We start from the raw sequence: 25618 nt of genomic DNA on the forward strand, positions 1-25618 counted from the left end.
CCTTTCTCACTCCTTAAACATATTATATTTGTTAAGCAAACACAATTTATTATATAAAGTGTGTCGATAAAAGTCAAGAAATTTATTATTAAATTACTTTTATACTAATGCTAAAGTTTCTTTTGCTATCATTAATTCCTCATTAGTAGGAATCACATAAACTTTTACTTTAGAACTTTCCTTTGAAATTAAAATACCTTCACCTATATCATGGCTGTTATTCTTTTCTTCATCAAGTTCTATTCCTATAAATTCAAGACCCTTTAAAGCTCTTATTCTAACTTCTGGAGCATGTTCTCCTATTCCTGCTGTAAATACTATTGTATCAATTCCACCCATTGCAGCTACATATGCACCTATTTGTTTCTTTATTTGATAGCCAAAAATATCTGTTGCAAGAATTGCTCTTTTATTATTATCTCCCATAGCACTTCTTATATCTCTAAAATCAGTTCCTACTCCTGAAACTCCTAATATACCTGATTTTTTATTTAATATATCATTTACTTCATCAGCTGAGTAACCTTTTTCTTTAATTAAATACGTAACTATTGCTGGATCTATATCTCCACATCTTGAACCCATTATTGTACCTGCAAGTGGAGTAAATCCCATTGTAGTATCAATTGATTTCCCACCATCTACTGCTGTAATGCTAACTCCATTTCCTAAATGACAAGTTACTGTTTTTAATTCATTTACGTCTTTTTTCATAAATTCTGCAACTTTATTAGCTACATACTTGTGAGATGTTCCATGGAAACCATATTTTCTTATATGATCTTCAGCATAATATTCATATGGTAATGGATACATATATGCCTTTTCTGGCATAGTTTGATGGAATGCAGTATCAAATACACATACCATAGGAGTATTTGGCATAAGTTCTTCACAAGCCTTTATTCCTATTATATTTGGTGGATTATGAAGTGGTGCTAATTTAATACATTCTTCAATGTTTTTCATAACTTCATCATTTACCAATACTGATTTTGAATACTTTTCTCCACCATGAACTACTCTATGACCAACTGCACTTATTTCATCCATTGATTTTATAACACCATGATTTTCATCAATTAAACTCTTTAATACTAATTCAATTGCATCTTGGTGATCTTTTAAAGGTTGTTCTACTATATACTTTTCTCTACCTTTAACTTTTTGAGTTAAGATTGATCCATTAATTCCAATTCTTTCTACAAGTCCTTCTGCTAAAGCGTCTTCTGTTGTCATATCAATTAGTTGATATTTTAAAGATGAACTTCCACAATTAATTACTAATACTTTCATTTTTTTCCTCTCCTCTTTCAGCTAATTAAACTTCTTGTGCTTGAACTGCTGTTAACGCTACAACATTAACTATATCATCAGCACTACACCCTCTTGATAAATCATTTATTGGCTTTGCAAACCCTTGACAAACAGGTCCAATTGCATCTGCATTGGCAAATCTTTGTACTAATTTGTATCCTATATTTCCTGATTGTAAATCTGGGAAAACTAGCACGTTTGCTTTTCCTGCAACTTTGCTATTTGGAGCTTTTTGAGCAGCTACTTTTTCAATTATTGCAGCATCTAATTGTAATTCTCCATCTATCATTAGATCTGGTCTTAAAGCATTTGCTTTAGCCGTAGCATTTCTTACTTTATCTACAAGTTCATTGTCAGCACTTCCCATCGTTGAAAATGATAGCATAGCTACTCTTGGTTCCATTTTACAAAGCTTCTTTGCTGTCTCTGCTGTTGCAATAGCTATAGCTGCTAATTCATCTTCATTTGGATTAGGATTAACTGCACAGTCTGCAAATATTAAAGTTCCATCATTACCAAATTCTTTGCTTGGTACATTCATAATAAAGAAACTTGATACTATTGACACTCCTGGCATTGTTTTTATAATTTGTAATCCTGGTCTTAATAAATCTCCTGTAGTATGAATTGCTCCTGAAACCATTCCATCTGCATCATCTAATTTTACCATCATAGTTGCAAAATAAAGAGGGTCTCTTACTATCTTTTCTGCCTTGACCATAGTCATTCCTTTATTTTTTCTAAGTTCATAGAAATTTTTTATATAAATTTCTAGCTTGTCTGAATCATTTGGATCTATTATTTGTATGTTTTCTAAATTCACATTTATTTCATCTGCTTTTTTCAACACTTTTTCCCTATCTCCAATTAGAATAGGATTTGCTAAACTATTATCTACTATTTTTCTAGCAGCAGCTATATTTCTTTCTTCAATTCCCTCTGGCAATACTATATTCTTCTTATCTGATTTGGCTCTAAGCCATATTTTTTCCATAAGTGGCATAAATGATTCTCCCTTCAATTATGAGTTACTCTTTTTATAATATACTCCTATACATATGATTTTTTCAACCAATTTTCTTAATAAAATAGAAGTCTTTAGATTTGAAATAATCTGAATAATCTGATAACACTTTTTTATCTTTTATTTATTTTTCTATATCAATATTATTAATTTATATTTTTTAGTATATTTTTTTTACAATATTGATAATTGTTTAACAAACAATTCCTTCTCATTTAATTGTGTTATAATAACATAACAAAATCATTTATAAGGAGTGTTTTTTTATTATGGTAACAGGAATAATTGCTGAATATAACCCATTTCATAAAGGTCATGAATACCATTTAAAACAAGCTAAAATAAATGCTAAGGCCGATAATATAGTTTGTGTTATGAGCGGAAATTTTATGCAACGAGGCATACCAGCTATTATAGATAAATGGAGACGTACTGAAATAGCTCTAAAGAATGGAGTTGATTTAGTAATTGAATTACCTCTAGTATACTCTTTATCATCAGCTGAGCATTTTGCCTTTGGTGCAATTTCCCTACTTAATTCTCTAAATATTGTTGATAATTTATATTTTGGAAGTGAAGAAGGTAATGTAAAAATTCTTGAAGATATAGCTTCTGTATTAGTAAATGAGCCCAATAATTATAGAATTATGTTAAAAAATTATTTAAATTTAGGCCTTCCATTTCACTTAAGTAGGGCTAATGCATTAAGTGATTTTTTCAAATCTAATCATATTATGGAAGCTATTTCAAGTTCAAATAATATTTTAGGAATAGAATATATTAAAGCTTTAAAAACTCTTAATAGCAACATAATGCCTTTAACTTTAAAAAGAGAAGGTTCAAAATATAATGATGAGTGTCTAAATACTACTTTTTCTTCAGCAACATCTATAAGAAATCATTTGAAAGATAAAAATTTAGAACATTTAAAAGACTTTTTACCCGAAGAAAGTTACAATATATTGTATAAATTATGGTGTGAAAATTATCCTTTTATATTTGAAGAAGATATATTTAAATATGTTAAATATAAACTTATAACTGACGGTAGCTTACTAAAAAATCTTCCTGATATATCAGAAGGATTGGATAACAAGATATTAAAAGAAATATTAAAATCAAATTCTTTAGATGAATTAATACTAAACTCTAAAAGTAAAAGATATACTTACACTAGATTAAATAGAATCTTAGTTCAATTTTTCTTAGGTCTTGAAAAATATGATTTGCTTAGTCTATCTAAAGAACCTTGCCCTTATTGTAGGGTTTTAGGCTTTAATTCAAAAGGAAAAGAACTTTTAAAAAATATAAAAAAGAATAGTACTATTGATTTAATAACTAAAATCCCCAAAAATAACATCAATGAATGTTTAGAAATAGATCTTCTTGGAACAAAAGCTTACTCTATTTTGAATCCTAAATTAAGTCCTATGCAAGATTATTTAACTAGCCCAATCATATTATAAATACATTTAACATAATCATAAGAATATAAATAAATTTCTAATAAGTTGTAGTGCTTTAATACACATATTGTAGTAGAAGTGAAAATATTATAGATTACCACTATTAGATATTTTTAATAAATATAATATAAATTTTTATTTCTATTCTGAGATTTATGAGAGTATATTTTTACTCTCTTATAAATCTTTAAAATTGGAGTGATTTAATGAGTTATACTATTATTTTCTTATGGTTATCAATAATATTATTAACTATTATTTTAATAAAATTATTAAATATAAAAAGCAATATCCTATTTTGTATAATATGTTCTATATTTATAGTGTTATTTATATTAAATATAAGACAGTGTACAATTGCAGCTATTGATGGATGCAAATTATGGTATACTGCTGTTTTACCTGTAACATTTCCATTTTTGGTTATTTGTAATTTATTAATTTCCTACGATGGAATATCTCTTTATTCTAAATTATTAGGACCATTAATTTGCAAACCCCTAGGTTTGTCTAAAAACTGTTCATTTCCTATAGTAGCTAGTTTTTTATGTGGATATCCTCTAGGTGCAAAATATTCTATTGATTTATGGTCTCTAGGAAGTATCGATGATGATGAATGTCAAAGACTTTTAAATATAGCTTCAAATGTAGGACCGCTGTTTTTAATTGGTTCTGTAGGAACAGCGCTTTTAAATAATACTACCTTAGGTTATATACTACTTATAGCTAATTATCTTTCTGTTATATTTATTGGTTTAATCACAAAAAAAAATAGAACCTTAAGAAATCCGCTTTCTAAAAGTTCTATAAATGAAAAAAAATTAAATTTTGGTCAAGCAATAAAAAATGCTGTTGGAAATGGTGTAAACACAATATTATCAATTTGTGGATTCATCGTTATATTTTCCGTAATAATATCTCTTATAAAAAATAGTGCTTATATAAATAATATATTTGTTTTTTTAGAAAATTCATTCCATATACAAAGTGGTACTTTGTTTTCTATATTCCTAGGAAGTATAGAAATGACAAATGGTTGTAATTTAATTTCAAACTTAAATATTTCACTTCCATTAAAATTAGGAATTATAAGTTTTTTGTGTTCTTTTTCTGGATTATCCGTAATAGCACAAATAAGTTCATTTATGAATGACTTTAACATTTCCTACTTTAAATATATATTTTTAAAGCTAGTTCAAGGAATATTCAGTTTTGTAATAACATATTCATTAATAAAAATTATACCTACAAGCATTGTTACATCTAGTTTTCCAACAACTTGTACTATAAATCCCTTTATGTATTTATTACCAATATTATTACTTTTAATTTTAACAATAGTACTTAAAATAATATATAAATTATTTTTTCATACCCCTTAACTCTTTTATATTTTCCCTTATAGTTACGCAGGCCGTACTTAAATTATCATCTATATCTTTGGCCACTACTTCAAAACTATTTTGAAGCCCTTTAATTAAAGCTCCTTTTTTAGCTTCTATTTCTCTATCAAGTTGTGATAAGATTTCATCTGAATAGTCTCTAGAACCTAGTCTTATAGCTTTAGCATCTCTTTGTGCTGAAGCTATAATTTCTTGTGCTCTTATCTTAGCTTCTTTTACTATATCATGACTCTCAACATTTTGTCTCATAATCATCATAGTTTCTTTTTTTACTGTATCATATTCTTTTTTAGCTTCTCCAAGTATTCTTTCTCTTTCATTCATAACCCATTGTGCTTTTTTAAATTGATCTGGCAAATAATTTATAATTTGATCTACCACTTCAAGAACTTCTTTTTTATCAACTACAACCTTACCGCTTATAGGAACTTTAGGTGAATTATCTACTAAATCTTGCAGATACTCCAATAGCTCCATTATATTTACATCCATCTTTTCCATAATACCACTCCTTAAATTTTACTCCTTCTAATAACATCAGATATAATTTCTTTTGGCACAAGACCTTCAATACATCCTCCGAACTTAGCAACTTGCTTTACTGAAGATGAACTTAAGTATGAATATTGCGCAGAAGTCATCATAAATACTGTTTCAATATCAGGATCTAATTTATTATTCATAAGTGCCATTTTAAATTCATATTCAAAATCTGATACCGCTCTAAGCCCCTTTAAAATAATCTTAGCATTATTTGCTTTTAAAAAGTCTATTAATAATCCATTAAAACTTAGAACTTCAACATTTTTTATATGTCTTGTAACCTTTTTTATAAGTTCAACTCTTTCTTCAATTTCAAAAAGTCCTTTTTTATCAACATTAACCAAAACACCTATGATCAGTTTATCAAAAACTTTTGATCCCCTTTCAATTATATCTAAATGACCATTTGTTATAGGATCAAAACTTCCCGGGTAAACAGCTACTTTCATAGTTAGTCCTCCTTATACCCATAAAAACACACTGTTGTGTTACCATATTTTCTATTTTTTGTTAAAATTATATCTTCATATCCATCATAAATCTCTTCTATAGTATCAATTTTAGTTACAATTATTCCATTTTCACTTAAAATATTATTTTCTTTTATAATTTTAATAGCTTCTGGAATCATTTCTTTACAATATGGCGGATCTATAAAAATCAATTCAAAAACTTTTCCTTGATTTGATAATTTTCTTAATGCTTCATACGAATCCATATTTAGTCCAAAACAAAAATCATCAAATTTTAAATTTTTTATATTTTCTTTTAATAAAGGAAAGGTCTCAGAACTTTTATCTATCAAGTAAACTTCTTTAGCACCTCTACTAGCTGCTTCTAGTCCAAGACTTCCTGTTCCAGCAAAAACGTCTATAACATTAGAGTCTGGTATATACCCTTGTATCATGCTAAACATAGCCTCTTTAACTCTATCTAATGTTGGTCTTGTTTCCATACTTGCAGGAGGTATTAATTTACGTCCTCTTGCTTTTCCTGATATTATTCTCAAAATTCTTCCTCCTTAATGGCATATATTAAGTATATTAACATATTTGTATATAATAATTCAATTAATTAAAGCAAATGTATTTACTATTATTTTCTAAACTTTTTTGCATTTCATTTATAAGTTGGATATTTTCTTTATAATCATTATGTAGTATATCAATTGCTTCATGTTTAGCAGCCCTTAAAATACTAATATCCTCATATAAATCTGCTAAAATAAATCCTGCATCACCACTTTGTTTTCTACCAAACATTTCGCCTGAACCTCTTAATTTTAAATCCTCTTCTGAAATAAAAAATCCATCAGTTGATTCTGTCATTATCATCATTCTTTTTTTAGTTATATTACTCTTTGCTTTAGCAATTAATATGCAATAAGATGCATACTCGCCTCTTCCAACACGACCTCTTAATTGATGTAGTTGAGCTAATCCAAACCGTTCTGCATTTTCTATTATCATAACTGATGCATTGGGTACGTTAACCCCTACCTCTATAACAGTTGTAGATATTAATACTTTAAATTCATTATTTTTAAATCTATTTATTTTATCTTGTTTTTCAATTGCTTTCATTTTACCATGAAGTATTTCAACTCCTATATCTTTAAATATACCATTTTTCAGCTTAATATATAAAGTTTCTACGGAATTTAATTCCTCTTTTTCATCTTCATCAATAAGAGGGCAAACTATATATACTTGCCTTCCCTTATTTATTTCTTCCAAAGCCAATTCATATCCAAGATCTCTATTATTTTCTTGATAAAATCTAGTATCTATTTTCTTTCTTCCAGGAGGTAATTCATCAATTATTGAAACATCTAAGTCTGAATATAAATAAAGGGCCAAAGTTCTAGGTATTGGTGTTGCTGTCATTACTAAACAATCTGCTTTCATGCCTTTGTTAATAAGCTTACTTCTTTGTTCAACACCAAACCTATGCTGCTCATCAGTTATTATAAGTCCTAATTTATTAAAAATAACATCATCTTGAAATAATGTGTGAGTACCTATAAGCAACATTGGATTTTCTTGCTTTATTTTTTCTTTTATTCTTTTCTTTTCTTTTAACGAAGTACTTCCAGTTAATATCTCAATATCTATATTAAAATCTTGGAATAATTTTTTAGATTCTTCATAATGCTGATTAGCAAGTATTTCTGTTGGCGCCATAAAAGCACATTGATATCCATTCTTTATTACATTAAATATAGAAATTAATGCAACTATAGTTTTTCCACTTCCAACATCACCTTGAACTAATCTATTCATAGGTTTTTGAGATTTCTGATCTCTTAAAATTTCTCTAACAACTTTTGTTTGAGCATTTGTTAAAGAATACGGTATGCTATCTTTCAATGCTTTAAGTTGATTATCCCACCCAAAATATATTCCATTTTTATTCTTATTAAGTTTATGTTTTACTAATAATAATTTTAATGAATACGTAAATAATTCTTGAAATTTTAATCTAATAATAGCTTTTTCTAATAAATCTTTATTCTCTGGAAAATGAATTGACCTTATTGCATCATTTAAAGATATAAGATTATACTTATTTAACATCTCCAAAGGAAGATTTTCTTTTATGATTATTGAAGAAATAACAAGATTAATTAATTTTTCTATAATCTTATTACTTATATCTCCTTTTAAAGGATATTTGGGTAAGATGCTATTATCTAATGCTTCCTCACATACAATTGTAGGATTGGTCACTTCAAGAATCTTACCTATTCTTTTAAATTTCCCCATTAAATTATATACTTTGTTAATATAAAAAGTATTTTTTATATATTTTTGATTAAACCATTTTCCATAAACTTTATGTCCATTATAATCAAACTCTATTGTTGTTAGTATTTTTCCAGTTTTGGTTTTCATATCACCTTTTATTCTTATAACTTTACATTTTAAAATTTGTTTCTCATTACCGCTTATTTCTTCAAATAATATATTAGAATCAACAAATTCATAATCTCTTGGAAAGTATAATAAAAGATCCAAAATGTTAAATATACCACATTTATTTAATTTTTCTGTTAGCTTAGGACCTACACCCTTCAATGAAGAAATATCACTATATATATCCATTAAATTTTTCCTCCAAAAAAAGCACCAATTAAGGTGCTTTTTAATTATATAATATTAGTAAATTTTATTATTCTACTGACATTAAGAAGTAATATAAAGGTTGGTTTCCTCTATATGCTTGAATATCTAAATCTTCAAATTCATTTTCTAATTCTTCTACAAATTCATTAACTTTATCTTCTTCGATTTCTTCGCCATAATAAATAGTTATTAGTTCGCTATCATCATCTAGCATATCTTTAAGAACTTGTTTAGCAACGGAAATTTTATCTTCCCCTACTTCTTTAATTTTTCCTTCTACTAATCCTAATATATTACCTTCTTTTATTTCTTTGCCATCAATTTCAGTATCTCTAACAGCATAAGTTATTGATCCTGTCTTTACTGAATTTATAACATCATTTAACTCTTCAACATTTTCTTCTGCTTCACATTCAGGATTAAACATAGTTATACAAGCTATTCCTTGTGGAATAGTTGTTGTAGGAATTACAACTATATGCTTATCTGATATTTCTGCAGCTTGATTAGCAGCCATAATTATATTTTTATTATTTGGCATAACAAAAATATGATCTGCATTTAATTTTTCTATACAATCTAATATGTCTTGAGTAGATGGATTCATCGTTTGACCACCTTCAATAACATAATCAACACCTGAATCTTTAAATATTTTTACGATTCCATCTCCCATAGCAACTGTTATAAATGCATATTTTTTATGGTCTACTTCATCACTTGATACTTCATCCATTGGTGTATTTTCATTTGATTGTAATTCTGTTAATAACTCTCTATGTTCTTCTCTCATATTATCAATTTTAATCTTTGATAATTCTCCTATTTTCACGGCATGAGATAGAACTAAACCCGGATCATTAGTATGAATATGAACTTTAATGACATCTTCATATCCAACAACAATCATAGAATCTCCAAGTGGCTCTATTGTATTTTGAAATTCCTTTGCTTTTTTTGCATCACCAAGAATAATAAATTCAGTACAATATCCAAATTTGATATCAATATCTTCAGTAGATTGTGCTCCTACCTTAGCTTCTGGTGAGCTTATCTTTATGTCTTGAATTTCAGCTTGTATTCCTTCTTTTAATGCTTCAAGCATACCTTGAAGTATAATATAAAGTCCCATACCACCTGAATCAACTACTTTTGCTTTCTTTAACGCTGGTAATAGCTCAGGAGTTTTATCAAGCATTATTTTAGAAGCTTTATTAACTTCTTCTAACAATGTTATTACATCTTTTGCTTCACACTCTACTGCGCATTCTGACGCTGCTCTTATTACAGAAAGTATTGTACCCTCTGTCGGTCTCATGACAGCCTTATAAGCCGCATTAGAGCCCTCAAAGAACGCTACTGAAAGTTCTGTTCCGTCAACTTCTTCTTTTCCCTCTAAGCCTTTAGAAAACCCTCTAAGTATTTGTGATAAAATTACTCCTGAATTTCCTCTGGCACCCATTAAAGCACCTTTTGCTAATTTTTTAGATATTTCTCCTATTGAATTAGAATTTATATTTTCTATTTCTTTAACTGCAGCCTTAAATGTCATTGACATATTAGTTCCAGTGTCACCATCTGGAACAGGAAATACATTCAAAGAATTTACAAATTCACTTTGTTCCAATAATCTATTACTAGCATTTACAACCATGTTATAAAAATCATGGCCATTTATTTTTTTAAATTCCATCTAATTTTAACCTCCTAGACTCTTACCGCTTGAACATTTACAGTTATTGATGAAACTTTTAATCCTGTGTAATTTTCAACGCTATAACGAACTTTTTGAATTATGTTGTTAGCTATAACCGATATTTTAGTTCCATATTCAACCATAACAAATAATTCGATTTGTAATCTATCTGTTTCTATAAGTTTTAGTTTTACACCTTTACTTAAATTTTCTACACGCATAAGTTCCCAAAAACCATCAGTAGCATTTTTAGAAACCATGCCAACAACTCCATAACATTCCATTGTTGATAACCCAACAATCTTAGCTAAGACTTCTTCAGAATAATTTATATTACCATTTTCATTTGAAAATCCAACCATAGCTATTCCTCCTAAATACATTCCTTATTGTATATTCTATATTAGAAAGATGTTTTATTCAAGAAATATATGTGTAATAATCTCAATAATATCTTTTCTTTTATAAAATTAGCTTGCATATATAATACATTCTGTGTTATAATTCAATCTGTCCTATTGAAGATAATTATCTTTAGAATATAAGGAGGTGTTTTCTAGTGGCAAGAAGATGCGAAATTTGTGATAAAGGCGTTGTAGCAGGTGTACAATTCAGCCATTCACATCGTCAATCAAAGAGAACTTGGGCTCCTAACATAAAGAAAATAAAGGCTTTAGTTAATGGAACACCAAAAACTGTTCGTGTATGTACAAGATGCCTTAGATCTGGTAAGGTTCAAAGAGCAATATAGTTCAAATAAAAAATGCAATTATGATATGAATTGCATTTTTTATTTTTTTACCTTTATTTTAGAGTTGTATGTATCACTCTATTATTTTTTTCTAAAAAATTTTATTATACTAGAAAAAAATCTCGGTAACTTGATTGCTATTATTTTCATTAATAACCCTCCTGAAAATTAATATACAAAAATTTTTAGATTACTATATTAATATTCAAGAGTTCTAGAAAACGTTCCTATTTTTTATATTTTATTTAAAAATCACATTATTAATCAATAGAATGCAATATTAATATCTCACCTTTATCATATTCTATATTTATACAAGTATCTAAAAATTCATTACATATTGCCCTTGGGTCTAATAAATTTATATCTTTTCCATTTAGTATATTATATTTAGCTCCTGTAACTTTAAAATTTTTAACGGTATCAGATAATGCATGAAAAGAAATATTTTCACCTCTCTCACCATTTAAAACCATTTTATTTTTAGCTAAATATACTTTATTATTATTGTCTATTATTTCTAAATCTATTCCTTTTTTCTTATATGATAAAAGTAACCCTATATTACCTAATGTATGATCCATCCTAGTACCAGTAGCACCTAATAAATAGATTTTTTCCCCACCTCTTTTTACAGCTTCCATTAGAGCCATTTCTGTATCTGTATAATCTTTTTCTGGTGGGAATTTTAATACTTCTTTTATTACCTTCTTTAATGTATTTAAGCTTTCTTTGCTCATCGAATCAAAATCTCCAATGAGCAAATTAGGAATAATATTATATTTAAGAAGATATTCTCCACCTTTATCAGCGGCTATTATAAAATCAACCTTTTCAGTATATTGATTTATTAGTTTTTCTGATGGTGTATTTCCCCCACTTACAATCATAACTTTCATTTTTATACTTATCTCCTTAAAACTTCTATATTTTCTTCTATATTTCCTCCTTTAAATACTGCTGATCCAGCAACTATTACATTAGCACCAGCTTCTACAACTTCGCTAATATTGCTTAAATCAACACCTCCATCTACTTGTATTAATAATGATGGATTTGAATGTTTACTCATTTCCTTCACTTCTTTAATTTTTTCTAATGAATATGGTATAAATTTTTGTCCTCCAAATCCAGGATTAACAGACATTATTAAAACCATATCTAATTGAGGTATTAAATCTTTTAAAACCATAGTTGGAGTACCTGGATTTAAAGCTATCGCTGCTTTTTTACCTTTTGATTTAATATATTGAATTGTTCTATCTATGTGTCTATCTGCTTCATAGTGAACAGTTATTAAATCAGCTCCAGCTTCTATAAAATTATCTATATATTTTGATGGATTTTCTATCATTAAATGAACATCAAAAACCTTTTCAGTTTTATTTCTTATTGATTTCATGATTGGAAATCCAAATGATATGTTAGGCACAAAAGATCCATCCATAACGTCTATATGAATAAACTCTGCTCCTGCTTTATCTATTCTTTCTACGTCCTCTCCTAACTTTGAAAAATCTGCTGATAATATTGATGGTGCTATTTTTACCATTTATTTTTTTCCCCCTCTATTATTTCTTCTAATGTTTTTATATAAAATTTATATCTATACTTATTAATTTTACCGTCTTCAACGTCTTGCTTTATAGCACATTTAGGTTCTTTATTGTGTAGACATCCTCTGTACTTACAACTTTCATTATGCTCTTCAAATTCTGGAAAACAATACTTAAGATCCTCTTTATTCATAAGCTCTTTTATTTCTAAAGTTGAAAATCCAGGGGTATCAACTATATATCCATTTGAAACTTCTATAAGTTCACTATGTCTTGTAGTATGTTTGCCTCTCCCTATTTTCTCGCTTACGATTCCAGTAAGCATATGCTCTTTATCTGTAAGCTTATTTATCAATGTAGATTTACCTGCTCCAGATGGGCCGCATAGTACTGTTATATTGCCATTAATTTTTTCTTTAAGTATATCTATTCCTAATCCTTCTTTTGCATTTATGTACAAAACTTCATATCCGATATCGTTAATTCTTTTTTTAACATTTTCTCTTTCTTCTTCTGAAACTAAATCTACTTTATTTAAACAAACAATTGCCTCTATATGATTATACTCACATAACACTAAAAATTTATTTAATAAATCAAAATTTATATCAGGACTTTTAATTGCAAATACCACAAATGCTAATGAAATATTAGCTACAGCTGGTCTAAGTAATTCAGAACTTCTTTTTTCTATAGATTCAATAACGCCCTTACCGTTTTCAACCTGTATTACTACATTGTCTCCAACCATTGGTTTAACATCTTTGTGTCTAAACTTTCCTCTGGCTTTACATTCTATTAAATTTTCTTCAACTTTTACATAATAAAATCCAGCTATACCTTTTATTATTTTTCCTTTCATACATTCCTCCCTAATTAAATTTCCTATCTAATATAATAAACAAAATCATATTAAAAATGCAACTTATTTTTTAAATAAAGAAACTATAAAAAACCATCTTAAAAAGTAAATTAAATTGCTTTTTAAGACAGTCTCTTAATTATTCTACCTTTGGTACTGTTGCACTTGGATGCCCAGCAGATACGTCAACATCTCCTCCGTCACCATCAACAGGCGGTGTTGTAGGTGTCTCTGTATCTCCAGGATTTGTAGGTCCTTCATTATTATTGTTATTTCCGTTGTTATTGTTATTTCCGTTATTATTATTGTTGTTTCCATTATTATTATTGTTATTTCCGTTATTGTTATCTCCCGGATTTGGAGTAGGTGCTACAGGTGCTACATACTTTCCTATGGTTATAGTAACTGTAGTCCATTGTTGTACCTTACTACCTTCCATAGTTTGTTCTAAAACTCTTCCATTCTTTGCTTCATCATTTGTGTCTTTTTCTACAATAGAAATCTTTAATTTAGCATTATCTAATCTACTCTTTGCATCATCTAAGCTTAATCCAATAACACTAGGTACAGTTGAAAGTCTAACTTGTGCACCCTTACTTACTACCACACTTATTTTTGTCGTAGTATCTATTTCTGTATTTTTTGAAGGAGTTTGACTTATTATTTGTCCTTTTGGCACATCATCACTATACTCCTCCATAACATTATCTATTTTTAAGTTAAGTGATTGTAATATTTTATTTGCAGTATCAGTATCTTCTTCACGTAAATCAGGCATTTTTACTTTTGATTGTCCAGAACTTACAATTACTCTAATTTTACTTTTTGCCTTTACAGAGCTTCCAGCCTTAGGATCACTTTTTATGATAGTTCCTTCTGGTTCATCACTTTTTTCTGAACCAGCATCAACTAAAGTTAAATCCATTCCTTCAAGCTTAGATTTAGCTTCATCTAAAGTCATTCCAATTATATTAGGTAATTCTACTTCTTTGCCTACTCCTGAAGAAAATAATGTGAATATTCCTACACATAATAATATTAAGAATATTCCTCCTCCAACGCCCAATAAAATCTTTTTAATTTTTTTACCATTAAATTTCTTTTCTTTAAATTCATCCTCGTCATCATAATCATCATAGTCATAATCATAATCGTCATCATCACTTGCTGATACAGCTTTAATTGATGATTGTTTTGCTATTTCTTCTGTGACAGCTGACATTATTATAGTATGTTGGTCATCACAAACTTTATCTATGACAGCATTAGGATTTTCTTTTATCTTTTCAAGGTCTTTTATTACGTCTTGTGCAGTTTGATATCTTTTGTTAGGTTCTTTTTCCATACATTTTAAGATAAGCTTATTTAAACTATCAGGAATTTTAGCATTTATATTTTTAGGTGGTACAACCTGTTCCTGTAAATGCTTTAATGCAATAGTTACTGCTGTATCTGCTTCAAAAGGCAATGTTCCTGTAACCATTTCGTATAAAACTACTCCTAGTGAGTATAAATCTGTTCTATAGTCAATGAATCCACCCTTTGCTTGTTCTGGCGAAAGATAGTGAGCCGATCCCATTATAGTGCTAGTGTTTGTAATAGTTGTAGATGTTGTAGATTTAGCGATTCCAAAGTCAGTAACCTTAATTACTCCATTATCTGCTACTAAAATATTTTGTGGCTTTACATCTCTATGAATTATTTTATTTCTATGAGCACAATCTAAAGCTTTTGCTACTTGAATTGCTGCAACTATTGCTGACTCATAATTCATTTTACCTGTCTTTTGAATAATTTCTTTTAAGGTCTTTCCATCAACTAATTCCATAACAATATAATTTATATCATCTTGTGTACCCACATCTAATATATTTACTATATTGCTATCATTTAATTTAGCAATTGCTGTTGCTTCTCCCTTAAACTTTTCAACGATCTCTTCATTATCACAAAATTCTTTTTTAAGAATTTTAACTGCTACAAATCTATTTAATTTATTACATCTTGCTTTAAAAACTTCAGACATGCCACCTTCGCCTATTTTTTGAAGCAATTCATATCTATTCCCTAGTATCACACCATTCATACTACATATCTCCTCCAAACAACAATACAGTTATGTTATCTCTTCCACCTTTTTCTTTAGCTGAACTCACTAATTTGTTAGCTGCACTTATATAATCATTTTCGTCCTTAATTATATTTAATATCTCATAATTTGTTAACTCATTTGTTAATCCATCTGAACATAATAAATATTTATCATATTTATTATGTTCTAATGTAAAAACATCAACTTTTACATTTTCGCTAGTTCCTAATGCCCTTGTTATTATATTTTTCTTAGGATGATTCAATGCATCTTTTTCCGTTATGCTACCACAATCAATCAACTCTTGTACTAGCGAATGATCTTTTGTTATTTTAACAATTTCACTATTATTTATAGCTAAACATGAACTATCACCAACATTTGCAATGTGAATAAAATTTTTAGTTATTAAACAAGCTGTTACAGTAGTTCCCATTCCATTTAAGCTTTCATTACTTTTAGAATATTTAAAAACTACCTTGTTAGATTTTTTAATAGCATCTTCTATTAAAGTATCCTTTTCTGCGGAATTAAAATTTTCTTCTACATATTTTACAATATGTTCAGCAGCCATTTTGCTTGCTACTTCACCAGCATTATGTCCACCCATTCCATCTGTAACAACATATAGTTTAAACTCATCTTTTTCTAAATAAATTGCAAAATCTTCATTTAAAACTCTTCTTAATCCTACATCACTAACTAATCCAACCACTTTATTCCCCCCTTGTTTCTTGGGTCTTTATATAACTTCTCCTAAGTTGTCCACAAGCTGCATTAATATCGCTTCCCATTTCACGTCTAACAGTTACTTCTATTCCTAAATTACTTAATATGTTTGCAAAATCTTGTATTGTTTCTTTAGATGATCTCTTAAATGTACGTTCTTTTATTTCATTTACAGGTATTAAATTAACGTGACAAAGCATTCCCTTTAACAATTTACCTAAAGCTTTTGCATCTTCTTTAGAATCATTAACATCTTTAACTAAAGAATACTCAAAAGTTATTCTTCTTTTAGTCTTGTTTATAAAATACTTACACGCATTTAAAATTTCATCAATACTATATTTATTAGCTATTGGCATAATCTCTTTTCTTTTTTCATCGCTAAATGCATGTAATGAAATAGCTAGAGTTATGCTAAGTTCTTTATTTGCAAGTTCATATATCTTAGGTACAATCCCACAAGTAGATAATGTTATATGTCTTTGGCCTATATTTAGTCCATACTCTGCGGAAACTATGTCTAAAAATTTCATTACATTTTCATAGTTGTCTAATGGTTCACCACTTCCCATTAAGACAACATTTGAAATTCTCTCACCTATGTGATTTTGAACCACTAATATTTGAGCTAATATTTCACCTGTAGTTAAATTTCTAATTCTACCATCTATTGTTGAAGCACAAAATTTACATCCCATCCTACAACCTACTTGAGTAGATATACATATAGAATTCCCATGCTTATATCTCATTAAGACACTCTCTATTAAATTTCCATCAGAAAACTTAAATAAAAACTTTTCTGTTCCATCAAGTTCTGATTTATATATTTCCTCAATTTCTGGTAATGCTATTTCAAAATTTTCTTCAAGCTTTTTAATTAAAGATTTAGGCATATTTCTCATATCACTAAAATTTCTAATATTTTTGTATATCCAAGACATAATCTGCTTAGCTCTAAAAGAACTTTCATTGTTTTCTTTCATCCATAATGTTAGTTCTTCTAGAGTATAATCTAATATGTTTTTCATTTATTCACCTACTATTATTGCTTTTCTAGTTTTGCAACAAAGAATCCATCCATTTTTGCATTTGGAAGTATTGTTAATGTACCATTCTTATTGTAAATTAAGTTATCTTCTTTTCCTATGAATATAGTTTTTAATTTACAATCCTTATGAGTATTTAAGAACCATTCAATGTTTTCTTCATTTTCTTCTTTATTAAGTGTGCAAGTTGAATATATCATAACTCCACCATTTTTTAAGTATTCCCATGCATTATTCATTATTTCTCTTTGAACAGGAATTATTTCTCTTAAATTTTCTCTTGTCTTATTCCATTTTATTTCTGGTTTCTTTCTTATTATACCTAAACCTGAACATGGAACATCTATAAGTACTCTATCAGCATATGAAACTAAATCTGCATTTAATTTTGTTGCATCTCCTACTTCAATTTTAACATTATTTAAATCAAGTCTTTCACAGTTCTCTTTTATTAAACCAAGCTTAGATTCATGTACATCAAAGGCTCTAACTTCACCTGTGTTTTGTAACAATTCAGCTATATGAGTTGTTTTTCCTCCTGGAGCACTACATAAATCTAACACTTTCATATCATTTTCTAATTCAAGTAAAGGTGCAACTAACATAGCACTTTCATCTTGAACAGTAATTTCGCCTTCTTTGAATAATGGATTTTCTTGTATTGAACTTCCACCTTTTATTAATATAGCTTCTGGACATATAAATCCTTCTTCAACACAATATCCCATTTCTTCTAATTTTTCAAATACTTCATCATACTCGCATTTAGTATCATTAACTCTAACAGTTGTTTGTGGAATTTGATTTAAACCAACCATTATTTTTTTAGCAAGATCTTCTCCATATTGTTTAATTAGAAGTCTTATCATCCATGGCTCAAAAGAAAACTTATATGCATACTCATTAATTTTATTTCCATTAATTGTTATATCATCTGGATCTTTTGAGAAGTTTCTAAGGATACCATTCACAAGTTTGCCTGCTTCTGGAGATATTTTTTTTGCTTCATCAACAGCTTCGTTGCATGCTGCATATGTTGGTACCTTATCCAAGAATGTCATTTGATATATAGCTACTCTTAAAATATTTAATACTTCATGATCCATAAGTTTTATATCTCTTACAAAATTAGATATTATAAGATCCAATGTTTTCTTTCTTCTTAAAACACCATAAACTATTTCTGTTAATAATGCTCTATCTCTTTCTTCTAAGTTTGCTTCGTTTAGTTCATTTGAAAGAATAATATTTGAATATGCTCCTTCATCAATAACTCTTTTTAATATTTTTACTGCTAAATTTCTACAATTCATACGCTACCTCTTTTTTTCCTAATTTCTATCGCTTATCGCAATAAGTCTAATTAATTGTGATATTGCCATTAATGCTGCTGCTACATAAGTCATTGCTGCTGCATCTAAAACCTTTGCTGCGCCTTTTACTTCATCACCATATAAAATATTTCTTGATTTTAATATATTTAATGCTCTGCTTGAAGCATTAAATTCAACTGGTAATGTTATTAATTGGAATATTACCGCCGCAGAAAATAGTATTATTCCTAAGGTTACTAAACTTTTTACTCCCATTAGTATTCCTGCAAAAAATAAGATCCATGAAAAATTAGAACTGATATTTACAGCAGGAACTATTGAATTTCTTATTATTAAAGGTCTGTACGCTTCTTTATGCTGTATTGCATGACCTACTTCATGGGCTGCAATACCAGCTGCTGCTATTGTCTGACCTCTATATACTTCTGGAGATAATCTTAAAACTCTATTTGATGGGTCGTAATGATCTCCTAATTTTGTATTTACCAGTTCAATTCTTATATCATAAAGTCCAGCTTCATCTAACATCATTCTTGCAACTTGCTCTCCAGTATATCCATTCATAGCACTTACTTTACTAAACTTACTATAAGCTGAATTAACTTTTGTTTGTGCCCAAAAAGCTATTATTATTGCAGGAACTAATATAATCATTGTTGGATCAAAATAAAACATAAGCTTTCCTCCTATTCTCTAAATTATACCTTTTTATATGTTATTCACCTAATATTATATCCTTATCTATGCTATGACCATTTATATACTGTTCTATAGTAAGTGGTTTTCCATTAGGGAATTGTACCTTTTCAATTATTAATACATTTTTGCCACATGCAACCTTAACGCCATCTTTGTTGACTTCTATTATTGTGCCTGGCTTATTAGAAACTCCCTTATATAAAACTTTTGTTTTATATAATTTCATTCTTTCACCTTTATATTCAGTGTAAGCAATAGGCCAAGGATTTAATCCTCTAACAAGATTGTGAATATCATAAGCATCATCATTCCAATTTATATGTGCTAATTCTTTATCAAGCATTTTAGCATAGAAAGTTTCTCCTTCTTGCTTTGTATGCTTTATGCTTCCATCACATAATCCTTCTATTGTTTTTAATAAAAGTTCTCCACCACTTATCATTAAAATATCATGTAATTCTCCAGTTGTCATATCTTCATGAATTTCAACTTCTTCTTTTAATAACATGTCACCTGTATCTAAACCTACATCCATCAACATAGTAGTGTTTCCTGATTTTTTTTCGCCTTTTATTATAACCCAATTTAATGGTGCTGCCCCTCTATACATAGGCAATAATGATGCATGTAAATTTATGCAACCATATTTAGGTATATCTAATACTTCTTTAGTTAATATTTGACCAAATGCCACTACTATAATAAAATCAGGATTTATGTCTTTTAGTTTTCCAATAAGTTCTTTATCATCTTTTAACTTTATTGGCTGATATACAGGTATATCATGCTTTAAAGCCTCTTCTTTAACAGCAGAATATGCAAGCTTTTTTCCTCGTCCCTTTGGCTTATCAGGTTGAGTAAGAACCGCCTTAACTTCATGTTCTTCTATTAATTTTTTTAAAGATGTAACTGCAAATTCTGGTGTTCCCATAAATACTATTTTCATTTATTAAGGCCTCCTATTTTTTATTAGTTCTGTCGATAAATAGAGTTCCATTTAAGTGATCATATTCATGTAAAATAGCTCTTGCTAAAAGTTCTTCAGCTTCTATTTCAAACTCTTCCCATTTTTCATTTAAACCTCTGGCTTTAACATAATTAGGTCTCATAACAGGTTCTGTTTTACCAGGTAAACTTAAGCAACCTTCTTCATCAACTTGATTTCCATTAGTATCTAATATCTCAGGATTTATAAATACTAAGGGACCATCTCCAATATCTACAATAAATAACCTCTTTAATATTCCAACTTGTGGTGCTGCAAGACCTACTCCATCTGCATCATACATTGTTTCAAGCATATCTTTAATTAGTGTTACTAATCTTTCATCTATTTTTTCAACTTCTCTACATTTTTTTCTTAAAACAGAATCTCCATATTTTCTTATATTTCTTAATGCCATATAAAATTCCCCCTATGTCATATTATTAGGATTTATATCAAAACTAATCCTTATTTCATTATATACACTCTTATTTAATAGATAAAGTGTATCTTTTACTTTTTTATTAAATTCATCACTTAAATTGCCTTTTATTATTATCTGCCAGCGATATTTATCCTTTAATTTGGTAATTATGCAAGGTACTGGACCTAACAACGTAAGTTCAGTTCCTATTATTAACTTTTCCAATTCTTTCTGTAAATTATACATAAAATTTTTCAATTTTTCCTCAAATTTAGAAGTTCCATTAATAACCAATATCTTTGTGAATGGTGGATTATCCATAAGACTTCTAAATCTAATTTCTTCATCAAAAAAAGACTTATAATCAGCATTTTTAGCATGTATTAAGCTGTAATGGCTAGGAGTATATGTTTGAACTATTGCTAATCCATCCTTTTCTCCTCTACCTGCTCTACCTGCCACTTGAGTTATGATTTGGAAAGTTCTTTCTCCACACCTGTAATCTGGAATATTTATAGAAATATCAGCTGCTAATACTCCAACTAGCGTTACATTTGGAAAATCCAAACCTTTAGCAATCATTTGAGTACCAATTAAAATATCTCCTTCTCCATTTTTAAATGAATTATATATAGATTCATGTGAATTTTTATGTCTAGTAGTATCAACATCCATTCTTAGTACTCTAGCTTTAGGAAAATATTTTTTCACTTCAGTTTCTACTCTTTCTGTACCAGCACCAAAATACTTCACATATTTACTTTTACATTTTGGACATGTTTTTTGTTCTCTTTCTGCTCTTCCACAATAGTGACATATTAAATAACCATTTTTATGATAAGTCATTGATACATCACATTCTGGACATTTAAAAACATATCCACAGCTTCTGCAAGAAATAAAAGTTGACATTCCTCTTCTATTTAGAAATAAAATAGTTTGATTTTTGTTTTTAAGATTCTTATCAATTTCATTATAAAGAGTCCTGCTAAATAAAGATAAATTATTACATTTTAATTCTTCTCGCATATCTATTATATCAAATCTTGGCATATCTTTTTTATTCACTCTTTTATTCATCTCTATAAGCTTATATTCCCCCTTCAAAGCTTTATAATAGCTTTGAATACTTGGAGTAGCAGAACCTAATATAAGCTTACAACATTGCATTTCAGTAATAAATTCTGCAACTTCAATAGTATTATACTTAGGATTTTGTTCTGATTTATAAGTGGTTTCATGCTCTTCATCTATTATAATTAATCCTAGATTCTGCATTGGTAAAAAAAGAGCACTTCTGGCCCCTATAACTAATTTAGATTTACCTTCTTTTATTCTAAACCATTCGTCAAATCTTTCTCCATCAGAAAGTCTACTATGAAAAAGAGAAATATTACTTCCAAATCTTCCTTTAAATCTTTCAATCATTTGAGGCGTTAATGCAATTTCTGGTACTAATATTATACATCCCTTATCTTGCTTTAACATATCAGCTACTAAGTGCATATAAACTTCCGTTTTTCCTGACCCAGTTACTCCCTTTATGAGATATTTTTTTTCATTTCCATTTACAATAGTATCAAAAGCTTCTTGTTGTTCTAATGTTAATGTTTTAGAAGCGTATTCAGAATAACTTTTAATATTATATCTAAAAACTACTTGCTCTTCACATTTTAAAATTCCTGCTTCTATTAATTTATTTAAAGAATAACTTGAAAATCCATTTTCTTTTGTTATTTCACCTTTAGTAAATGAACCCTCATTTTGTGATATAAATTCATATAATTTTATATAATTGTCTTTTTTAAATTTCTCATCGTCCAATTGTTTAGCTGTATATATCACACGTCTTTTTTTATTTTTTAAACCTTTCATAATGCCAACAGGTATTAAAAGTCTTATTCCATCTATATACTTACAAAGATATTTGCTTCTCAAAAAATTAATAAGATCAATATCTGATTTTGTTAAAATAGCATAGTCTTCACACACATCTACAATACATTTAATCTTATATTTAAATTCCAACTCTTCTGTTAAAATTCTAAATATAAAACCATCAACATTTCTATTTCCTTTTCCAAAAGGAACTTTAACTCTATATCCAACACCAACTTTATCCATGAATTCATCTGGTATTTTATATGTAAATGGTCTATCTACTTCATTTGCATCACTATTTATAATTATTTCAGCATAAATGCTCATATAAATTCACCCTTTTTAAGATGCATTATTAACATATACTTGTATAATAAGAAGAAAGCGCATTTAGCGCTTTCCAATAATATCAAATAATTTGCTAGCAATCTCATTTTTGCTTGTTTTATCTATTGGGATTTCTTCATCTTTATTAGATAAAATAATTACTCTATTATCTTCAGAAGCAAAACCAGTATCTTCACTTGTTATGTCATTTGCAACTATATAATCTAAATTTTTATTCATAAGCTTTCTTTTAGCATTTTCTTTTAAATTTTGACTTTCAGCAGCAAATCCAACTAAAATTTGATTTTTCTTTTTGCTTCCTAGCTCCATAAGAATATCATTATCTCTAGTAAAAGCTAATTCTAAATCGCCCTCACCTTTTTTTATCTTTTGATTACTGTATTCTTTTGCTTTATAATCAGCTACAGCAGCTGATTTTATAACTACATCAGAATTATCAAAATACTTATTTACTTCTTCTTTCATTTCGCTGTTAGTAGAAACTCTAATAAAATTAATATTAGCTGGTACTTCTAATGAAGTTGGACCAGAAATCAATGTAACATTAGCGCCTCTATCTCTAGCTTCTTTAGCTATTGCATATCCCATTTTTCCTGTTGATCTATTAGTTATATATCTTACTGGATCTATTGGTGATATTGTAGGACCTGCTGTAACTAAAATATTTTTATTAGCTAAATCTTTTTTTGTAAATTGTGATATCACTCTATCTACAATTACTTTTGGGTCTTCAAGTTTTCCTTTTCCTATGTCCCCACAAGCAAGTCTACCTGATGCTGGTTCTATAAATTCATATCCTAAACTCTTAAGTTTTTCTATATTTCCTTGAACTATTGGATTTTTATACATATGAGTATTCATTGCTGGTGCAAAAATTACTTTTGCTTTAGTTGCCATAATAGTTGTTGATAGCATATCATCTGCTATTCCATTTGCAACTTTACCAATTATATTAGCTGTTGCTGGTGCTACTAAAAAAACATCTGCTTTTTCAGCTAAACTTATATGTTGAATTTCCCATGCTTTTGGTTCAGAAAACATATCATATATAACCATATTTTGGCTAAGTGATTGAAATGACAGTGGTGTAACAAATTCAGTTGCTGATTTTGTCATTATAACTCTAACTTCAATATCTTGTTTTCTAAGTAAGCTTACTACTTCTAAAGCCTTATAAACAGCTATGCCTCCGCTTACTCCTAATACCACACACTTTTTCATAATACCCAAATCCCTTTATATTATTCTTCGTATTTTACAATGTCTTCATTTACTTCATTAATTGCAATTGTTAATGGTTTATGAGAATCTACTTTAATTAAAGGCTCTGCACCTTCGATTATTTCTCTAGCTCTTTTTGATGTTAAAATTACTAAAGAATATCTGTCCCCCACCTTTGTTAATAAGTCTACTATTGATGGATTAATCATAGAGTTGTTCATGTATTAAGTCCTCCTTTGAATCTAATATACTATGTTTTAACCTGTCTACCCTGCATTTTTCTGCTAATATTATTGCTTCTAATTTTTCTACTGCAACGTTAACTTCATCATTAACTACTGCATAATTGTATTTAGAAACAAAATTTATTTCTTTATATGCAGATTTGAATCTCTTCATAAGAGATTCTGGGGTTTCACTTCCCCTTTTTATAATTCTTTGTTTTAATTCTTCCATAGAAGGTGGTAATATAAATATAAATACTCCTTCTTCTGTATTTTCTTTTACTTTTAATGCACCTTGTATATCTATTTCTAAAATAACATCTCTACCACTATCTAACATTTTATCTACATTTGATTTAGGCGTTCCATAATAGTTTCCATATACTTCTGCATGTTCTAAAAAGTCATTTTTTTCTATTCTTGTTATAAAATCGTCTTTAGATAAAAAATGATAATTAACACCATCTACTTCACCATTTCTTGGTGATCTAGTTGTTGCTGAAACTGATAATAACAAATTATCATTTTTTTCAAGTAATTCTTTGCATATCGTACCTTTTCCTGCACCTGAAGGTCCCGATATTACAATTAGCAGTCCTCTCTTTTGATCATTCATTATTCATCGACCTCGTCAACAACTTCGTCTTTAGTAGATAATCTATGAGCAACTGTTTCAGGTTGTACTGCTGACAATATAACATGATCACTATCTGTTATTATTACAGCTCTTGTTCTTCTTCCGTATGTAGCATCTATTAACATACCTCTATCTCTCGCTTCTTGAATTATCCTTTTTATTGGTGCTGATTCAGGACTTACAATAGCAACTAATCTATTAGCAGAAACTATATTACCAAAACCTATGTTTATTAATTTTATTCCCATTTTT

General features: G+C 28.4%; 26 protein-coding genes. 3 read left to right on the top strand and 23 right to left on the bottom strand.

From position 1 onward, the window contains the following. Positions 1 to 99: 99 nt before the first annotated feature. Positions 100 to 1296, bottom strand: coding sequence for an acetate kinase (locus RYM86_RS01800; protein ID WP_315077091.1), 1197 nt, complete (start codon positions 1294 to 1296; stop codon positions 100 to 102). Positions 1297 to 1321: 25 nt separating this feature from the next. Then, on the bottom strand, positions 1322 to 2320 hold the full coding sequence (gene pta, locus RYM86_RS01805; RefSeq protein ID WP_315077094.1) for a phosphate acetyltransferase: 999 nt from the start codon (positions 2318 to 2320) through the stop codon (positions 1322 to 1324). Between the two features lie 290 nt (positions 2321 to 2610). On the opposite strand from pta, the gene RYM86_RS01810 reads away from it, so the two are divergent. Further along, the gene (locus RYM86_RS01810) at positions 2611 to 3807 is read left to right on the top strand and encodes a nucleotidyltransferase (RefSeq protein ID WP_315077096.1); all 1197 of its coding nucleotides are present in this window, start codon (positions 2611 to 2613) and stop codon (positions 3805 to 3807) included. Between the two features lie 206 nt (positions 3808 to 4013). Next, positions 4014 to 5189, top strand: a complete 1176-nt coding sequence (gene ylbJ / locus RYM86_RS01815; protein ID WP_315077100.1) for a sporulation integral membrane protein YlbJ — start codon at positions 4014 to 4016, stop codon at positions 5187 to 5189. Here the strand turns inward: ylbJ and RYM86_RS01820 are convergent. The 6 genes from RYM86_RS01820 to RYM86_RS01845 all read right to left on the bottom strand — a co-directional run bounded on the left by RYM86_RS01820 (position 5169) and on the right by RYM86_RS01845 (position 10936). Then, positions 5169 to 5711, bottom strand: a complete 543-nt coding sequence (locus RYM86_RS01820) for an ATPase (protein WP_315077103.1) — start codon at positions 5709 to 5711, stop codon at positions 5169 to 5171. The genes ylbJ and RYM86_RS01820 overlap by 21 nt on opposite strands. Positions 5712 to 5722: 11 nt before the next feature. Further along, the gene (gene coaD / locus RYM86_RS01825) at positions 5723 to 6202 is read right to left on the bottom strand and encodes a pantetheine-phosphate adenylyltransferase (protein WP_315077107.1); all 480 of its coding nucleotides are present in this window, start codon (positions 6200 to 6202) and stop codon (positions 5723 to 5725) included. A 2-nt stretch (positions 6203 to 6204) separates the two neighbouring features. Next, positions 6205 to 6762 carry a 16S rRNA (guanine(966)-N(2))-methyltransferase RsmD gene (gene rsmD, locus RYM86_RS01830; RefSeq protein ID WP_315077112.1) on the bottom strand — a complete coding sequence of 186 codons (558 nt, stop codon included), beginning with the start codon at positions 6760 to 6762 and terminating at the stop codon, positions 6205 to 6207. A 61-nt stretch (positions 6763 to 6823) separates the two neighbouring features. Continuing rightward, complete coding sequence (gene recG / locus RYM86_RS01835; protein WP_315077115.1) at positions 6824 to 8857, bottom strand: ATP-dependent DNA helicase RecG; 2034 nt, start codon at positions 8855 to 8857, stop codon at positions 6824 to 6826. Between the two features lie 67 nt (positions 8858 to 8924). After that, positions 8925 to 10571 (bottom strand): DAK2 domain-containing protein, encoded by a 1647-nt coding sequence (locus RYM86_RS01840; protein WP_315077118.1) that lies wholly within the window; start codon positions 10569 to 10571, stop codon positions 8925 to 8927. Positions 10572 to 10585: 14 nt separating this feature from the next. Continuing rightward, positions 10586 to 10936, bottom strand: coding sequence for an Asp23/Gls24 family envelope stress response protein (locus RYM86_RS01845; RefSeq protein ID WP_012424803.1), 351 nt, complete (start codon positions 10934 to 10936; stop codon positions 10586 to 10588). A 197-nt stretch (positions 10937 to 11133) separates the two neighbouring features. On the opposite strand from RYM86_RS01845, the gene rpmB reads away from it, so the two are divergent. Further along, on the top strand, positions 11134 to 11325 hold the full coding sequence (gene rpmB / locus RYM86_RS01850; RefSeq protein WP_003373388.1) for a 50S ribosomal protein L28: 192 nt from the start codon (positions 11134 to 11136) through the stop codon (positions 11323 to 11325). 260 nt (positions 11326 to 11585) lie between these two features. On the opposite strand, the gene RYM86_RS01855 is transcribed toward rpmB, so the two are convergent. The 15 genes from RYM86_RS01855 to remA form a co-directional block, all read right to left on the bottom strand. Then, positions 11586 to 12224, bottom strand: coding sequence for a thiamine diphosphokinase (locus tag RYM86_RS01855; RefSeq protein ID WP_315077127.1), 639 nt, complete (start codon positions 12222 to 12224; stop codon positions 11586 to 11588). A gap of 8 nt (positions 12225 to 12232) precedes the next feature. Further along, positions 12233 to 12877, bottom strand: a complete 645-nt coding sequence (gene rpe / locus RYM86_RS01860; protein WP_315077130.1) for a ribulose-phosphate 3-epimerase — start codon at positions 12875 to 12877, stop codon at positions 12233 to 12235. Continuing rightward, positions 12871 to 13743, bottom strand: a complete 873-nt coding sequence (gene rsgA / locus RYM86_RS01865; RefSeq protein ID WP_315077133.1) for a ribosome small subunit-dependent GTPase A — start codon at positions 13741 to 13743, stop codon at positions 12871 to 12873. Before rsgA ends, rpe begins: the two co-directional genes overlap by 7 nt. Positions 13744 to 13882: 139 nt before the next feature. Continuing rightward, entirely contained in the window at positions 13883 to 15829 is a 1947-nt protein-coding gene (pknB, locus tag RYM86_RS01870; RefSeq protein WP_315077138.1) for a Stk1 family PASTA domain-containing Ser/Thr kinase, read from the bottom strand. A 1-nt stretch (position 15830) separates the two neighbouring features. Then, positions 15831 to 16550 carry a Stp1/IreP family PP2C-type Ser/Thr phosphatase gene (locus RYM86_RS01875; RefSeq protein WP_315077141.1) on the bottom strand — a complete coding sequence of 240 codons (720 nt, stop codon included), beginning with the start codon at positions 16548 to 16550 and terminating at the stop codon, positions 15831 to 15833. A 1-nt stretch (position 16551) separates the two neighbouring features. Beyond that, positions 16552 to 17595, bottom strand: coding sequence for a 23S rRNA (adenine(2503)-C(2))-methyltransferase RlmN (gene rlmN, locus RYM86_RS01880; RefSeq protein WP_315077144.1), 1044 nt, complete (start codon positions 17593 to 17595; stop codon positions 16552 to 16554). Positions 17596 to 17609: 14 nt separating this feature from the next. Continuing rightward, positions 17610 to 18926 carry a 16S rRNA (cytosine(967)-C(5))-methyltransferase RsmB gene (gene rsmB / locus RYM86_RS01885; RefSeq protein WP_315077147.1) on the bottom strand — a complete coding sequence of 439 codons (1317 nt, stop codon included), beginning with the start codon at positions 18924 to 18926 and terminating at the stop codon, positions 17610 to 17612. Positions 18927 to 18944: 18 nt separating this feature from the next. Further along, positions 18945 to 19622, bottom strand: a complete 678-nt coding sequence (locus RYM86_RS01890) for a zinc metallopeptidase (RefSeq protein WP_315077150.1) — start codon at positions 19620 to 19622, stop codon at positions 18945 to 18947. A 40-nt stretch (positions 19623 to 19662) separates the two neighbouring features. Further along, a complete protein-coding gene (gene fmt, locus RYM86_RS01895) occupies positions 19663 to 20592 on the bottom strand; it encodes a methionyl-tRNA formyltransferase (protein WP_315077153.1) in 930 nt (309 codons plus the stop codon). Between the two features lie 13 nt (positions 20593 to 20605). Continuing rightward, on the bottom strand, positions 20606 to 21049 hold the full coding sequence (def, locus tag RYM86_RS01900) for a peptide deformylase (RefSeq protein ID WP_315077157.1): 444 nt from the start codon (positions 21047 to 21049) through the stop codon (positions 20606 to 20608). A 12-nt stretch (positions 21050 to 21061) separates the two neighbouring features. Beyond that, entirely contained in the window at positions 21062 to 23263 is a 2202-nt protein-coding gene (gene priA / locus RYM86_RS01905) for a primosomal protein N' (protein ID WP_315077160.1), read from the bottom strand. Positions 23264 to 23326: 63 nt separating this feature from the next. Next, the gene (coaBC, locus tag RYM86_RS01910; RefSeq protein ID WP_315077164.1) at positions 23327 to 24505 is read right to left on the bottom strand and encodes a bifunctional phosphopantothenoylcysteine decarboxylase/phosphopantothenate--cysteine ligase CoaBC; all 1179 of its coding nucleotides are present in this window, start codon (positions 24503 to 24505) and stop codon (positions 23327 to 23329) included. Between the two features lie 20 nt (positions 24506 to 24525). Beyond that, positions 24526 to 24726: a DNA-directed RNA polymerase subunit omega gene (gene rpoZ / locus RYM86_RS01915; RefSeq protein WP_003370751.1), complete on the bottom strand. Its 201-nt coding sequence runs from the start codon at positions 24724 to 24726 to the stop codon at positions 24526 to 24528. Then, positions 24707 to 25345 (bottom strand): guanylate kinase, encoded by a 639-nt coding sequence (gmk, locus tag RYM86_RS01920; protein ID WP_315077172.1) that lies wholly within the window; start codon positions 25343 to 25345, stop codon positions 24707 to 24709. Before gmk ends, rpoZ begins: the two co-directional genes overlap by 20 nt. Continuing rightward, positions 25345 to 25614, bottom strand: coding sequence for an extracellular matrix/biofilm regulator RemA (remA, locus tag RYM86_RS01925; protein WP_012423656.1), 270 nt, complete (start codon positions 25612 to 25614; stop codon positions 25345 to 25347). The genes gmk and remA overlap by 1 nt, the downstream gene beginning before the upstream one ends. Between the last annotated feature and the right edge of the window lie 4 nt (positions 25615 to 25618).

This window comes from uncultured Clostridium sp. (assembly GCF_963527835.1).
Lineage (GTDB): Bacteria > Bacillota > Clostridia > Clostridiales > Clostridiaceae > Clostridium.

What these genes read in the sequence shown, in the direction of transcription:
- remA (WP_012423656.1), bottom strand. Translation starts at nt 25,614, where the DNA reads ATGGGAATAAAATTAATAAACATAGGTTTTGGTAATATAGTTTCTGCT.
- RYM86_RS01800 (WP_315077091.1), bottom strand. Translation starts at nt 1,296, where the DNA reads ATGAAAGTATTAGTAATTAATTGTGGAAGTTCATCTTTAAAATATCAA.
- pta (WP_315077094.1), bottom strand. Translation starts at nt 2,320, where the DNA reads ATGCCACTTATGGAAAAAATATGGCTTAGAGCCAAATCAGATAAGAAG.
- RYM86_RS01820 (WP_315077103.1), bottom strand. Translation starts at nt 5,711, where the DNA reads ATGGAAAAGATGGATGTAAATATAATGGAGCTATTGGAGTATCTGCAA.
- rlmN (WP_315077144.1), bottom strand. Translation starts at nt 17,595, where the DNA reads ATGAAAAACATATTAGATTATACTCTAGAAGAACTAACATTATGGATG.
- RYM86_RS01890 (WP_315077150.1), bottom strand. Translation starts at nt 19,622, where the DNA reads ATGTTTTATTTTGATCCAACAATGATTATATTAGTTCCTGCAATAATA.
- rpe (WP_315077130.1), bottom strand. Translation starts at nt 12,877, where the DNA reads ATGGTAAAAATAGCACCATCAATATTATCAGCAGATTTTTCAAAGTTA.
- RYM86_RS01840 (WP_315077118.1), bottom strand. Translation starts at nt 10,571, where the DNA reads ATGGAATTTAAAAAAATAAATGGCCATGATTTTTATAACATGGTTGTA.
- recG (WP_315077115.1), bottom strand. Translation starts at nt 8,857, where the DNA reads ATGGATATATATAGTGATATTTCTTCATTGAAGGGTGTAGGTCCTAAG.
- coaBC (WP_315077164.1), bottom strand. Translation starts at nt 24,505, where the DNA reads ATGAAAAAGTGTGTGGTATTAGGAGTAAGCGGAGGCATAGCTGTTTAT.
- rsgA (WP_315077133.1), bottom strand. Translation starts at nt 13,743, where the DNA reads ATGAAAGGAAAAATAATAAAAGGTATAGCTGGATTTTATTATGTAAAA.
- pknB (WP_315077138.1), bottom strand. Translation starts at nt 15,829, where the DNA reads ATGAATGGTGTGATACTAGGGAATAGATATGAATTGCTTCAAAAAATA.
- RYM86_RS01845 (WP_012424803.1), bottom strand. Translation starts at nt 10,936, where the DNA reads ATGGTTGGATTTTCAAATGAAAATGGTAATATAAATTATTCTGAAGAA.
- def (WP_315077157.1), bottom strand. Translation starts at nt 21,049, where the DNA reads ATGGCATTAAGAAATATAAGAAAATATGGAGATTCTGTTTTAAGAAAA.
- coaD (WP_315077107.1), bottom strand. Translation starts at nt 6,202, where the DNA reads ATGAAAGTAGCTGTTTACCCGGGAAGTTTTGATCCTATAACAAATGGT.
- ylbJ (WP_315077100.1), top strand. Translation starts at nt 4,014, where the DNA reads ATGAGTTATACTATTATTTTCTTATGGTTATCAATAATATTATTAACT.
- RYM86_RS01810 (WP_315077096.1), top strand. Translation starts at nt 2,611, where the DNA reads ATGGTAACAGGAATAATTGCTGAATATAACCCATTTCATAAAGGTCAT.
- priA (WP_315077160.1), bottom strand. Translation starts at nt 23,263, where the DNA reads ATGAGCATTTATGCTGAAATAATTATAAATAGTGATGCAAATGAAGTA.
- fmt (WP_315077153.1), bottom strand. Translation starts at nt 20,592, where the DNA reads ATGAAAATAGTATTTATGGGAACACCAGAATTTGCAGTTACATCTTTA.
- rsmB (WP_315077147.1), bottom strand. Translation starts at nt 18,926, where the DNA reads ATGAATTGTAGAAATTTAGCAGTAAAAATATTAAAAAGAGTTATTGAT.
- rpoZ (WP_003370751.1), bottom strand. Translation starts at nt 24,726, where the DNA reads ATGAACAACTCTATGATTAATCCATCAATAGTAGACTTATTAACAAAG.
- RYM86_RS01855 (WP_315077127.1), bottom strand. Translation starts at nt 12,224, where the DNA reads ATGAAAGTTATGATTGTAAGTGGGGGAAATACACCATCAGAAAAACTA.
- gmk (WP_315077172.1), bottom strand. Translation starts at nt 25,345, where the DNA reads ATGAATGATCAAAAGAGAGGACTGCTAATTGTAATATCGGGACCTTCA.